This is a genomic window from Chitinophaga solisilvae, from assembly GCF_009928525.1.
Classification (GTDB): domain Bacteria; phylum Bacteroidota; class Bacteroidia; order Chitinophagales; family Chitinophagaceae; genus Chitinophaga; species Chitinophaga solisilvae.
In genome coordinates this window covers 343,949-356,289 of the sequence record NZ_JAABOK010000006.1, presented here as the reverse complement: position 1 = coordinate 356,289, position 12,341 = coordinate 343,949, and the positions used below count along the sequence as shown (strand labels likewise).

The following is a 12,341-nucleotide window of genomic DNA, read 5'->3' as shown; positions in this document are numbered from 1 at the left end:
AATAACCAAATAACAAAATAACCCTATCTCTTCCTAGTTGTTTCTTCCTTTCTCATCCGGGTACAGCATTTGTACCACATCGCTCTGCCATACTTCCTTAGTTTCTATGTTCATGGCGGAGATACGGCCAGTGAAAGCAGCGCCGGTGTCTATATTAAATACGTTAACGGCGTTCATGGGCATTGTTTCGTCGTAGTTGAGCGTAGGGGTGTGCCCGATATAGATTTCATCGTACAGTAATAATCTTTTAGGGTAGCATCTGGAGTCTTTTTTCAGGCGTTTATCCATGCACATGGCGAGTTCCCAAAGGGTACGGTCCCAGTAGTGCATGGCCTGGAATCTTTCGTGGGAGGGGCCGTGCAGGGAGGCAAAGCCGGCATGTATAAAAAGCCGGCGGTGGTCGTCTTCATAATAGTTCAGCATCCGGTTAAAAAAAGCGAGATGGTGCAACTTTTCTTTTCCGGACAGGTGTTTGTAACTCGCAGCAGTAGCGGTACCACCGTGTTGCAGCCAGCTTTGCACCGGTTGTTCTCCGGCGAGCCAGGCTTCGCACCAGGCATCATGGTTTCCTTTAATAAAGATGCAGGTATATTGTTTTTCCAGTTCCATCAGCCAGGAGATGAGCTGTGCTGATTCGGACCAGCCATCCACATAATCACCCAGGAAAATAAACCGGTCATCTTTCTCCGGCGAAATCCGTTCTATAAGTTGTTGCAGCGCTTTCAATGCGCCGTGCATATCGCCAATCACGTAAGTAGCAGACATGTGCTGTTTTTATTTATACATTATATCCGTCCGGAGCACATATTTGATACCTTCCGTCAGCAGTGCGCCTTCGTGTAGCAGCGGATGATAAAAAATCAGTGCGGCGCCGGTCTCAGGCCGGATAGTTTCGCCTGATTTAAATACCGTTTCGCCGCCGGCATAGCCTTCATTCAGGTATATCATGAAGGTATACTGGCTGGCTTCGAACCTGTTTCGCTGAAAGCTCCCGTCCTTATGCATTTTAAAGCGCTGGCCGGGGCTGTACCGGTAAAAGCGGAACAGTTCATTAAGACCGCAGGCAGCCCTGTTCTCGTCTCCTTCCGGCGCATAGGGCCTGAGCTTTTCCCACATAAAGGTAGCATAAGCTTCATCCTTATACAACACCCGTTCATTATTACGGACGCCTTTTATCATCCGTTGCACCCCGTTGCCTACATCCACGGTAGCTTCTTCATATCCCATCGCCTCGCTCTTATCTATGAGGGCGGTGCATTCCGCAGGAGTCAGAAAATTTTTCAGCACAACGATCTGCGGTGTGTAGTTAACAATTTCGATACTCATGATATGTTAATATTAATCTGAAAATTATTTTTCTTCAGCTTCCTATTAAATCTGTACAATTCCGGATGCCGGTTCTGTAACCCTTCCCGCTTGGTGCCGGTATTGATGATATATTCCGCATCCAGTATCTTTCTTCTGAAATTCCTTCTGTCGATGGTTGTCTGCAGGATACATTCATACAACTCATGCAGCTCCGTAATGGTAAACAGCTCATCCAGCAGCTCAAAGCCTACCGGATAATACAATATTTTGGATTTCAGCCGCTGTAGCGCCAGCTGAAATATTTCCCGGTGATCAAACCCCAGCGCCGGCATTTTACGCACGTTAAACCACTTCACATCATTGGCCATGCTGCCCGCTATAATGCTGAACCGCGCCGGATTAATCAGGGCATAATACCCTACCGCTATCACCCGCCCCCGCGGATCACGCTGCAGATCATCAAATGAATACAGCTGCTCCAGGAACACATTATCCATCCCCACTTTGGTTTTCAGGATACGGGAACAGGTGTCCCGGAACGTTTCATTCATCTGCAAAAAACCTCCCGGCAAAGTCCAGCAATCCTTAAAAGGCTCCTCCCTCCTGTTCAGCAGCAATACCGACAAGGTATTATCATGATAGCCAAATACTACGAGATCCACTGCCAGAGAAGGGTTTTGGTATTCATGAAATTGCTTCATTCGTTTGCGTCATTTTAACGTAAAGTAAAACTTTTTCTTTGAATTACGAATTACGAATTGCGAATTACGAATGAGGAGCGAAGATGTAAGCGAATATTAAACTCTTATTAATTCGCTTATATCTTCGCTCCTCATTCGTAATTCGCAATTCGTAATTCGTAATTCAAAAGAAAGCGCCGTGAATAGTATTCACGGCGCTTTCTTTTATTTGGACCCGGGATAAGATTATTCCAGTCATCAGATAACCTACAACTGTTACACTGTTAGTAACACCCTGCAAAGGTAGGTAGCAGATGTAATAAAACATAGATTACTTTCCCGGAGGTTACCAACAATTTACAGCGGCTGCTGGCCCGGCCAGGGGAAAGGCTTACCGGTGGCCCTGTTGAGTGGCATAGGTGCATGACGCCGCTGTAGTTCGGCAGCCAATAAACGGGTCAGATTTTTTACACGCTGAGGTTCTTTTACTGCCAGATCATTTTTTTCTGTTATATCTGTTTCCAGGTCGTACAGCTCTGTCTGACCGCTGAGCAGGTCGTACACCAGCTTCCATCTGCCCTGCCGCAAGGCACTTTTGTAGTTGATGCCCGGACCGTCGTCGGGTATCCATTTATTAGGATAATGCCAGATCAGCGTACGCATGGAATCTGTTACAGACGGTTGCTGCAACAGCGGAACAAAGCTGCGGCCATCAGTTTCCTGCGTTGTTTCATACAGCTGTATGCCCGCCATTTCCAATACAGACGGGAAAAAATCCTCTATTATCACATACTGCGGAATCACGCTGCCGGGCTGCGTTACGCCGGGCCACTTTACCAGCATGGGTTCCCTGATACCGCCTTCGTATACGGAACCTTTGCCTGCGCGCAGCGGCGCATTCTGCGTAAAGGGCTGCCCGCCGCGGGGTGGCGCCAGACTCAGTCCGCCGTTATCGCTCATGAAAATAATCACCGTATTATCTGCTATCTTCTTTGCATCGAGGTAGTCCATCACTGCGCCCAGGCTCGCATCCATACCTTCTATCATAGAGGCGTAGCGGGCTTCCGGCTCTTCCAGTCCCATATCCAGGTAACGTTGTATGTATTGTTTGTCTGCCTGCAGCGGAACATGCACTGCATAGTGCGAGAGGTAGAGGTAAAACGGCTGCTGCAGGCGTACCGGGTCGTTCACGGCTTTCAGCGCTTCCTGCGTAAGTGCCGCTGTGAGGAAAGTACCGCTGCCATAATATTCTTCCAGGTCCGGAACTGCCTGCACGGTGGCTTTTCCGGGCATGTTGCCGTAATTTTCTTCCGACAGGTAGCTCTGGGGGTGCCCGGCGGCATGACCGGCAATATTTACCTGGAAGCCCATATTATAGGGATTGGCTCCCGGTGTGCCCATTGCTCCCCAATGCGCCTTGCCTGCATGGATGGTATAATATCCGGCCGTTTTCAGCAATGCCGGTAACGGGGTGGCATATACGGTATGCGGCACGTTGCTGACCGGACTGAAGCCGTTGTAGTTCCAGTCGGCAGCACCCACCTGCGTATCAGGTGCGTCGGAGTTGTTATCCTTCCGCGGGGATGTCCAGTTGGTAACGCCATGACGGGCGGCGTTCATGCCTGTCATCAGGCTTACGCGGGAGGGCGTGCATACCGGTGTGGCATAGGCGCTGGTAAACTTAGCCCCCTGGCGTGCCAGGCGTTCCATATTGGGCGTGCGGAATCGTTTATTCTTTTCCGTTAGTTGCGTCCAGAAAGGCACGGAAGTATCTTCCCAGCCCATATCATCCACGAGGAAAACGATGATGTTGGGCTGCTTTTTCTTTGGCCGCGGATCTCTGAACTGTGCGGACAAAGACAGGCAGATACCGCCACACAGCAGTACCAGCAGTAATTTTCGCCAGGGGTTCCTGTAATGCATGCAGATAGTTTTAGGTTGATGCTGACAACTTGTTCACTATCGCAAAAGAAGGAAAAAATCAGCATAAAAACGGATTATGCGGGTATGCTACGCTGGCTTTCCCTGTCCCAGCAGCGGTGCTGTGCAATGGCAGCTATAAATGCCTCCGGATGGCCATCAGTAATGATGCCTGGGTCATCTGCCGGTGGAATGAAAGCGGCTTCCAGTACGGTGGCGCCGGCACCGGTAACTGCAATGGCCTTACAATGGCGGCAGGCTTCCCGGATAAAATGCAACGCGTCCGGATGCGTCTGCAGCTGTGCAGTGCCGGCGGCACCGCCGGGAATATATACGGCATCAAACAGTACAGAACCGGTGGTCAGGAAGCTCTGATCCGCTTCCAGTACCTTATCCGTATCGGTGGTGATGGCTCCCAGATGTGGCGCTACCAGCTGTACTACGGCCCCCTGCCGTTCCAATGCTGTTTTCATTTTATCCACTTCTTCTGCCGCTACGCCATTGGCCAGCAGGAAGGCAATCTGCCTTGATTTAATGGTGTTCTTCACGGTGTGCGCCATACTCAGTGCTGCAGAGGCAGTCACCTGCTGCGCTACGGTAAACGGCTGGAATTGTTCCGGATCTCCGTCGGCCGGAATGCTGTGGTTGACCGGCTGCTCCGGCGTGGCGGGTACTTCCAGCCCCAGCCCTGCTGCTACCTGTGCTGCCAGCGATGTATCTACCTGGTTCAGCAAACCCAGCATACGGATACGTATATCCGTTACCGTTACTTTACCCAGTTCAAAACGGAGTGCGTTCACTATGTGTGTTTTTTCAGGTGCTGACTGACTGTGATAAAACAGGGCCGCCTGGCTGAAATGATCGAAGAAGCTGCGGCTGCGGGCTCTGACCTTATGGCCTTCCACGCGCTCCTGATGTGAGGTGAAACCACCGTCTGCCATCTTCGCCTGGAAAGGGCACCCTCCTCCCAGCGTATTGGGTTCATAGGAAGTACCGCCCCTGTTAATGGTTTGCCGCATATGCCCGTCGCGCTGGTTGTTATGCAGCGGCGCCACCGGCCGGTTGATGGGTATCTCATGAAAATTGGGACTGCCCAGCCGGGAAAGCTGTGTGTCCAGGTAGGAGAACAACCGCCCCTGCAGCAAGGGATCATTGCTGAAATCAATACCCGGCACCAGGTGGCCCGGATGAAAGGCTACCTGCTCGGTTTCTGCAAAAAAGTTATCCGGGTTGCGGTTCAGCACCATCCTGCCGATCCGCTGTACCGGCACTACTTCTTCCGGGATGATCTTCGTCGGGTCCAGCAGATCAAAGGGAAACTTGTGTTCATCTTCTTCCGGTACTATCTGCACACCCAGTTCATATTCGGGGAAGGCACCACTTTCAATGGCATTCCACAGATCGCGCCGGTGAAAGTCGGGGTCCTTGCCGGAAATTTTCAGGGCTTCATCCCAGGCTACAGCATGCACGCCCAGCAATGGTTTCCAGTGGAACTTCACAAAGTGCGACTGCCCCGCTTCATTAATAAACCGGAAAGTATGCACGCCAAAACCTTCCATCATGCGGTAACTGCGCGGAATGGCCCGGTCGCTCATCACCCACATAATCATGTGCATACTCTCCGGCATCAGGGAAATAAAATCCCAGAAGGTATCATGTGCAGAAGCCGCCTGTGGCATCTCATGATGCGGCTCCGGTTTAACGGCATGTACAAAGTCAGGGAACTTCATCGCATCCTGAATAAAAAATACCGGTATGTTATTTCCTACCAGGTCATAGTTCCCTTCATCCGTATAAAATTTTACGGCAAAGCCTCTCGCATCCCGCGCCAGGTCAGTAGATCCGCGGGAGCCCGCCACTGTGGAAAACCGGACAAATACCGGCGTCTTCCGGGAAGGATCATTCAGAAAACCTGCTTTGGTATATTTTCCCATCGGCTCGTACACCTGAAAGTAACCATGTGCTCCGGATCCGCGTGCATGCACTACCCGCTCAGGAATACGCTCATGGTCAAAATGGGTAATTTTCTCCCGTAAAATAAAATCTTCGAGCAGGCTCGGCCCACGCTCACCGGCCTTGAGAGAATGCTGATTGTCATTAATCCGCAGCCCCTGGTTGGTAGTCAGCAACTGGTCTGCATTATCTGCCGTGTGCGGAGCGAGGTTCTCCGTCTTTTTATCCTGCTGTGGATCTTTTGGGTTTGCCATAGTTTCCGGTATTTGGTTACAGCACATGCGTCACACATTCTGTGCCACCGGAACCGGACACAAACAGGCTGAAATAATGCAGAATTCGCATAGATTAGCTAATTTGCGGGCAAATCTGAATTTTAACCCGGAAAAGTCATGAAGAAAACAATTCTGTACACGTCGTTAAGCGTATCCTTGCTATTAGCCTCAGCCTCCTGTAACAACAGTTCCAAAGGCGGCAATGCGGCAGATTATGAAAATAAATCTGCCGAAGCAGCCAGTCATGTGATAGAATATACCAATCTGCTGATCGATATTTCCAATAAGCAGAATGATTATATCGACCGCGTACTGGAAAACCTTGATAAGATTGAGAAAGGGCTGCATAAGCCGGATGACCATTTTGCCTTTATCGGTATTATCTCCCCTTCTTACCACGGCCCGCTTAGATACAGCAAAGTAAAGGCGGAAGAACCGGTAGATGAACTGAGCAGCGAAGACAAAAAATTCTTTAAGGAAAAAGTAGGTGTTTACAATACCGCTTTTAAAAAGATACAGGATCAGTACGGACAACTGAGCGATTACCTGAAAGCACAGGACTACAAAGATGATAAAAGCGTGAAAGGCCTGGCACTGGTGGATTCCGTTCGTCTCAGCACCCAGCAGCTGCTGACCATCAAAGCGGAACTGATCGGCAAGGTAAATAAAATTGCAGATGCCAGCGAAGCTATTGTACTGAAGGATAGTCCGCTGAAAGATTACATCCTCGCGATGAAAGCCGATTTGCAGGCGGTGCGCAGCTTCATCGATATTGTGGAAAGCGACAGCAGTTTTACCAAAGTAAAAGATAAGGCGCAGACAGCCTACAATGCCCTGGAGAAAGCGCAGAGCGAGCATAGTCAGATTAAAATCGACAATGCGAAAGAAGCCCACAAGGACAATGCCTACAAACTGTTCTATGACAGGATGCATGACTTCCTGCTGGAATCCCGTAAAATTCTGCGCGACGCCGGCGATGCCGGAAGCCTGACGCAGTACCAGCTGGATAATCTGAACAGGAACTACGATTATCTCATTGAAAGATACAACAGCTTCAACAGCTGATGATAACACTGCATTATACCGTCCCACGGCTCTCCGGAGTCGTGGGATTTTTTTTGCAGTTCCTCTTCTTCTTTATTGAACACAATATGTGCGGCAGCTGTTTACAGTATACGTAAATCATCTGCTATGCAAATACAATATTTCCCTGCCGGTGAAAGAGGCGTGAAAGATACAGGCTGGCTGAAAAGCCATTTCTTCTTCAGTTTCAGCGATTACTACCACCCGATGCGCAGTGCTTTCGGAACGCTGACAGCATTCAACGATGACTATGTGACTGCGGGAAAGGGCTTTGGCATTCATCCGCACGTGAACATGGAAATCATCTCTGTACTGCTGGAAGGTAAAATGAACCACAAGGATACCCTGGGCTACAGCACCAAACTGGAAGCCGGTGCGGTGCAGATCATGAGTGCAGGCGCAGGTCTGCGTCATGAGGAATATAATATCGGCGACGGAGATGTAAATTTTCTCCAGATATGGATCGAGCCTAAACTACAGAATATCATGCCCCGGTACCAGCAGCGCAGCTTTCCGAAGGAACGCCGGAAAAACAGTCTGACAACCATTGTATCGCATGAAGAAGGACAGGCGCACTGCTGGATAAATCAGAATACACGCCTGTCATTAGGTTATTATGAACACCCCGGTTCCATTCCTTATGTGCTGAACCCGGTAAACAAATGTCTTTTCATTTTCCTGATTGCCGGCACGCTGCAGGTACAGCAGCAGCGGCTGCATCCCCGTGATGCTGCCGGTTTGTGGGATGTCAGCGAAATCAGCCTGCGTTACGGAGAACAAACGGAGTTCCTGGTGATAGAAACGCCGGTGAATCAGAAATAGATTACTACTGCTGCAGGCTTTTCACCGGATTGGCCAGTGCAGCGCGTACCGCATGATAGCTCACTGTGATCAATGCAATGCTGAGTGCCGCTATGCCGACGGACAGCCCCGTGATATTGATGGTGGAGTAAATACTGTTCCGGATCAGGTTCCGGGATGCTACTTTGATATAACTATTTATCATATTTTTCAGGCCGGCTATAAATGTACCAATGCATAATTATATAAAAATGAATACATTAGCAATTATTTAAATAAATACTTTGTTCATATTGCAACAAAGGTTGTCCGGATTCGGACGGATTAATCTAAATGCTTACATTTATAGCAGACCGACATCCATGACAATTTTTAGTTCCGGCAATAACCCAGGATTTGATATTTTATTTGAGCACGCCACCCAGGGCATACTGCTGACCGATCAGGCAGGCAGCATACTGCTTGCCAATCCTTTCATACAGCAGCTTTGCGGCTATACGGCAACAGAACTCCGGGGAAACAGGGTATCCAGGATATTACCTGCATTTGATACCGGCACCAGTGATAAGGAATCCATACTGATTAACAAGAGTAACCATACTATTCCTGTCAACATCAGCACCACGCCGTGGGAGCAGCAGCATCTCGTTTTTATTACCGACCTCAGTGCACAGAAAAGGGCAGAGGCGCAGGCAACAGAAAAAAACAATGCACTGACTCATGCACAACATGCGCTGAAGTATGAAACCATTATTTCCCGCGGCAAAGATGCCTCTTTCAAAAGGATTAATCTTTTTCTTTACAGCATATGGACTAACCTGGACGCCATTCTCATTGTAGCCGGCACCCAGGGGCAGATCCGCTTTTTCAATCCTGCTGCCGAAAGGATGCTGGGATATCCTACCCGGGAAGTAAGCGACATCAATACGCTGCTCCTGTTTCACGACCGAGAGGAGCTGACGCAACGTGCCGACCAGTTTGCTGAAGAGCTGGGCCAGCATGTACAGCCCGGGCTGGAAGCGCTGACCATCCGTGCACGGCTCAACCTCCCCAATGAATATGAATGGACGTATATCCGTAAGGACGGCAGCCGCTTTCCTGTGTCGCTAACGGTATCGGCTATACGCGACGGGAAGATCATTACCGGTTACATCGCTATCGGACTGGATATCAGCGCCCGTAAAAAATCGGAGACAGAGTTGCGAATCGCACTGGATAAGGAACGGGAGCTGAACATACTGAAATCCCGCTTCGTATCTATTGCCTCGCATGAATTCCGTACGCCGCTCAGCACGGTATTGTCTTCCACCTACCTGCTGTCTAAATACGAAACCACTGCCGATCATCCTAAAAGGCAGGTACATATCCAGCGCATTACCAACGCAGTGAATATGCTCACGGATATTCTCAATGATTTTCTGTCGCTCGGAAAAATAGAAGAAGGGAAGATCCAGGTGCGTTACAGCATACTGGACACCGGGAAGTATATCTCACAGCTGCTGCGGGAAATGGAAGGGTTAAAAAGAGAGCAGCAGCGGATTGAATATAACCATGAGGGTACTGATACCATATCGCTGGATGCCAACCTGCTCCGGCATATCCTGATGAACCTTGTTTCCAATGCAATTAAATTTTCTGCAGATGATGGCGTAATCAGCGTATATTCACATGCAGATCACCAGCAGCTGGTGCTGCGGGTGAAAGATGCCGGTATCGGTATTGCCATGGCCGATCAGCAGCATCTTTTTGAAAGATTTTTCCGTGGCAGCAACGTGGACAATATTCAGGGAACCGGTCTTGGGCTGCATATCGTAGCCAAATACACCGAGATCATGAAAGGACGCATTACCTTTACCAGTGAAGAAAATAAAGGCACCGAATTTACCGTTACCATTCCTACCCCTCAAAACTGATTAACCGTGGAAAAAATTCTGCTCATTGAAGACAACAAAGATATCCGCAATAACCTGGCGGAGATCCTTGAACTGGCCAACTACAGCGTACTGACGGCTTCTAACGGAAAAGAAGGCGTGACCATTGCGCTGGAGCAACAACCTGACCTTATCGTATGCGATATTATGATGCCCGTACTCGATGGATACGGCGTGCTGCATATGCTGCATAAAAACGAAAGCCTGCGCCCTATCCCTTTTATTTTCCTGACCGCCAAAACGGAACGTACGGATGTCAGGCGGGGTATGGAAATGGGAGCGGACGACTACATCACCAAACCTTTTGAGGGGGCGGAACTGCTCAGCGCCATTGAAAGCCGGCTGCGGCGCAGCGCCGAAATCAGGCAAACAGAGAGTTCCGGTATCAACGGCCTTCACACTCTACTCTCTGCCGCTACCGGTAAGGATTTACTCTCCTCTCTGAAAGAAGACCGTAACACCAACCACTACAAAAAAAAGCAACAGATATATGCCGCCGGCAATCACCCGGATTGTCTTTTTTACATCCTGCATGGAAAAGTAAAAGCCTATCATCGTAACGATGACGGCAAGGAACTGATTACCGGTCTTTATAACGAGGGCGATTTCCTGGGTTACACCCCCCTGCTGGAAGGCGCCGTGTACCAGGAAAGTGCGGAAGCACTGGAAGATACAGAGCTGGCCATTATACCCTATCAGGATTTTGAGCAGCTGGTCAGCAGCAACCCCGAAGTGCTGGGACGTTTTGTGCAGCTGCTCGCCAAAAATATAGCGGAGAAGGAACAGCAACTGATTGCGCTGGCCTATAATTCCCTGCGGAAAAAAGTGGCTGCCGCCCTCATTACGCTCGATGCCAAATACAATACCACGCAGGATAGTCATTTTGAAATAGACATCAGCCGGGAGAACCTGGCTGCCGTCGCGGGCGTGGCCAAAGAATCACTGATCCGCACCCTGGGCGATTTCCGGGATGAAAAGCTGATTACGCTGAAAGATGGCGCTATTATCCTGATACAGAAAAATAAAATTGCGGAACTGAGAAATTAATCCGCATAAAAATAAAAAAGGCGAAGCCTGATGGCTTCGCCCTTTCATCGCAACTACTTTCTTTATTTTTTAAAAACATCTCACTGCCCCTTTCATCACCATTCCCGAACATCACGCGCACAAAACATTCCCCTTGTTCGTCTCCCCCTCATCATTTCCAATCTTATCAACATCTCCGGCATAATTCATCATCTTCCGCAACTACTTCTCTCAGTTTTTAAGAAACAAATTAAAAGTGTATTGCATCTTCTCAAACTCCACTTGCATCTTGTTCACATCTTTTTCCAGCACGGCAAACTCGTGCGGAGCTTCTTTTGTAGGTTGAGGCACAATATCCAGCCAATCCAGCTGTTCCATTACTTCATGACGTAACAGTACCAGGGATTCCTCTTTCGAAATTATTTTTGTCTGGAAGATTTCAGCCTGTTCCAGAAAACGTGGGTTGTCTGCATCTCTCAGTGCTTCTGCCAGCCGGTTCAGCAACAACGCGTTTTCCTGTCTTAATGACTCCAGGATTTTAAGCCACGATCTGCATACCTGCTGATCCTGGAGGTATGTTCTCTTATTTTCTTCCTGGTTATTCATATTAATTATGCTAGTTGTAATACATCTGCAGGCCGTTGAGCAGCTGCTGGGATTCCCAGTATTGCAACATATTCACCATCTTTCGCTGTATCATGGCCATTTCCCTGATACCAGCTATCAACTCCTGCATTTTTCTGTCCGCACAAATATCATGAATATCATTGTCATTATGTACACAATTTTGCAAAAATTTTGTCGTACGGTTACTTTGCCTGATGAATGCCTTCATCACATCACGTACACTGGCATGATATTCCACCCGGAAAGTGGCTACCGCCGTGTCTTCTGCACTTATCTTCAGGGCGGGCTTCAGTTCCTTGCCCAGGCTTTCCAGTACTACCGACTGATACGTGCTCAGTTCATGGTAATACGACACGATTACTTCATTGAACTCCAGGTATATCACGGCATTGTTCATCATCTCATCGCGGCTCGTCACATACAATGCCTCCAGCTGCTGCATTACTTTTGCAGCCTGCGGCAATGCTGCATACTTCACCTGCCTTGCCAGCTCTCCTGCGTAATATCCGTTATAATCGAAGACCTCGCGGTGAGATTCCAGCAAGCTCTTAATACCTGATTTGGATTTATATTGTTTATAAATAAATCCCCCGTATTGTCTCAGGCGCCGGATCGGGTAAAACAAAAACCCTTCACAGAATCGGCGTTGCAGAGAGGAAGAAAAAAAACCGGAAAACATATACTTTCAATTAAAATAGAAAACCATTAAACATTCCCGACAACACAAAAGTACTATC

Annotated in this window: 12 protein-coding genes; 4 read left to right on the top strand and 8 right to left on the bottom strand. The window is 48.8% G+C overall.

What is annotated here, in order from left to right; genetic code table 11:
- Positions 1–33 precede the first annotated feature (33 nt).
- The 5 genes from GWG06_RS14805 to GWG06_RS14785 form a co-directional block, all read right to left on the bottom strand.
- Entirely contained in the window at positions 34–765 is a 732-nt protein-coding gene (locus GWG06_RS14805) for a metallophosphoesterase (RefSeq protein WP_127035738.1), read from the bottom strand.
- A 9-nt stretch (positions 766–774) separates the two neighbouring features.
- Positions 775–1,326 (bottom strand): 2OG-Fe(II) oxygenase, encoded by a 552-nt coding sequence (locus GWG06_RS14800; RefSeq protein ID WP_160714093.1) that lies wholly within the window; start codon positions 1,324–1,326, stop codon positions 775–777.
- Entirely contained in the window at positions 1,323–2,009 is a 687-nt protein-coding gene (locus tag GWG06_RS14795; RefSeq protein WP_127035733.1) for an NUDIX hydrolase, read from the bottom strand. The genes GWG06_RS14800 and GWG06_RS14795 overlap by 4 nt, the downstream gene beginning before the upstream one ends.
- Positions 2,010–2,345: 336 nt before the next feature.
- On the bottom strand, positions 2,346–3,911 hold the full coding sequence (locus GWG06_RS14790) for a sulfatase (protein ID WP_160714091.1): 1,566 nt from the start codon (positions 3,909–3,911) through the stop codon (positions 2,346–2,348).
- Between the two features lie 74 nt (positions 3,912–3,985).
- Positions 3,986–6,115, bottom strand: coding sequence for a catalase (locus tag GWG06_RS14785; protein WP_160714089.1), 2,130 nt, complete (start codon positions 6,113–6,115; stop codon positions 3,986–3,988).
- A gap of 138 nt (positions 6,116–6,253) precedes the next feature.
- On the opposite strand from GWG06_RS14785, the gene GWG06_RS14780 reads away from it, so the two are divergent.
- Both GWG06_RS14780 and GWG06_RS14775 read left to right on the top strand, forming a co-directional pair.
- Entirely contained in the window at positions 6,254–7,201 is a 948-nt protein-coding gene (locus GWG06_RS14780) for a YiiG family protein (protein ID WP_160714087.1), read from the top strand.
- A 126-nt stretch (positions 7,202–7,327) separates the two neighbouring features.
- Positions 7,328–8,041 carry a pirin family protein gene (locus GWG06_RS14775; RefSeq protein ID WP_160714085.1) on the top strand — a complete coding sequence of 238 codons (714 nt, stop codon included), beginning with the start codon at positions 7,328–7,330 and terminating at the stop codon, positions 8,039–8,041.
- A 4-nt stretch (positions 8,042–8,045) separates the two neighbouring features.
- On the opposite strand, the gene GWG06_RS14770 is transcribed toward GWG06_RS14775, so the two are convergent.
- Positions 8,046–8,225: a hypothetical protein gene (locus GWG06_RS14770; RefSeq protein WP_160714083.1), complete on the bottom strand. Its 180-nt coding sequence runs from the start codon at positions 8,223–8,225 to the stop codon at positions 8,046–8,048.
- A 157-nt stretch (positions 8,226–8,382) separates the two neighbouring features.
- Between GWG06_RS14770 and GWG06_RS14765 the strand changes: the two genes are divergently transcribed.
- Positions 8,383–9,933 (top strand): sensor histidine kinase, encoded by a 1,551-nt coding sequence (locus GWG06_RS14765; protein WP_160714081.1) that lies wholly within the window; start codon positions 8,383–8,385, stop codon positions 9,931–9,933.
- A gap of 6 nt (positions 9,934–9,939) precedes the next feature.
- Complete coding sequence (locus tag GWG06_RS14760; RefSeq protein WP_160714079.1) at positions 9,940–10,998, top strand: response regulator; 1,059 nt, start codon at positions 9,940–9,942, stop codon at positions 10,996–10,998.
- Positions 10,999–11,208: 210 nt separating this feature from the next.
- Here GWG06_RS14760 and GWG06_RS14755 read toward each other — a convergent pair whose 3' ends face one another.
- Both GWG06_RS14755 and GWG06_RS14750 read right to left on the bottom strand, forming a co-directional pair.
- Entirely contained in the window at positions 11,209–11,583 is a 375-nt protein-coding gene (locus tag GWG06_RS14755) for a hypothetical protein (protein ID WP_127035719.1), read from the bottom strand.
- Between the two features lie 10 nt (positions 11,584–11,593).
- On the bottom strand, positions 11,594–12,148 hold the full coding sequence (locus tag GWG06_RS14750) for a hypothetical protein (RefSeq protein ID WP_127035717.1): 555 nt from the start codon (positions 12,146–12,148) through the stop codon (positions 11,594–11,596).
- Between the last annotated feature and the right edge of the window lie 193 nt (positions 12,149–12,341).

Coding starts and splice junctions, on each gene's coding strand:
- GWG06_RS14780 (WP_160714087.1), top strand. CDS start 6,254: ATGAAGAAAACAATTCTGTACACGTCGTTAAGCGTATCCTTGCTATTA.
- GWG06_RS14790 (WP_160714091.1), bottom strand. CDS start 3,911: ATGCATTACAGGAACCCCTGGCGAAAATTACTGCTGGTACTGCTGTGT.
- GWG06_RS14805 (WP_127035738.1), bottom strand. CDS start 765: ATGTCTGCTACTTACGTGATTGGCGATATGCACGGCGCATTGAAAGCG.
- GWG06_RS14770 (WP_160714083.1), bottom strand. CDS start 8,225: ATGATAAATAGTTATATCAAAGTAGCATCCCGGAACCTGATCCGGAAC.
- GWG06_RS14765 (WP_160714081.1), top strand. CDS start 8,383: ATGACAATTTTTAGTTCCGGCAATAACCCAGGATTTGATATTTTATTT.
- GWG06_RS14795 (WP_127035733.1), bottom strand. CDS start 2,009: ATGAAGCAATTTCATGAATACCAAAACCCTTCTCTGGCAGTGGATCTC.
- GWG06_RS14800 (WP_160714093.1), bottom strand. CDS start 1,326: ATGAGTATCGAAATTGTTAACTACACACCGCAGATCGTTGTGCTGAAA.
- GWG06_RS14775 (WP_160714085.1), top strand. CDS start 7,328: ATGCAAATACAATATTTCCCTGCCGGTGAAAGAGGCGTGAAAGATACA.
- GWG06_RS14785 (WP_160714089.1), bottom strand. CDS start 6,115: ATGGCAAACCCAAAAGATCCACAGCAGGATAAAAAGACGGAGAACCTC.
- GWG06_RS14755 (WP_127035719.1), bottom strand. CDS start 11,583: ATGAATAACCAGGAAGAAAATAAGAGAACATACCTCCAGGATCAGCAG.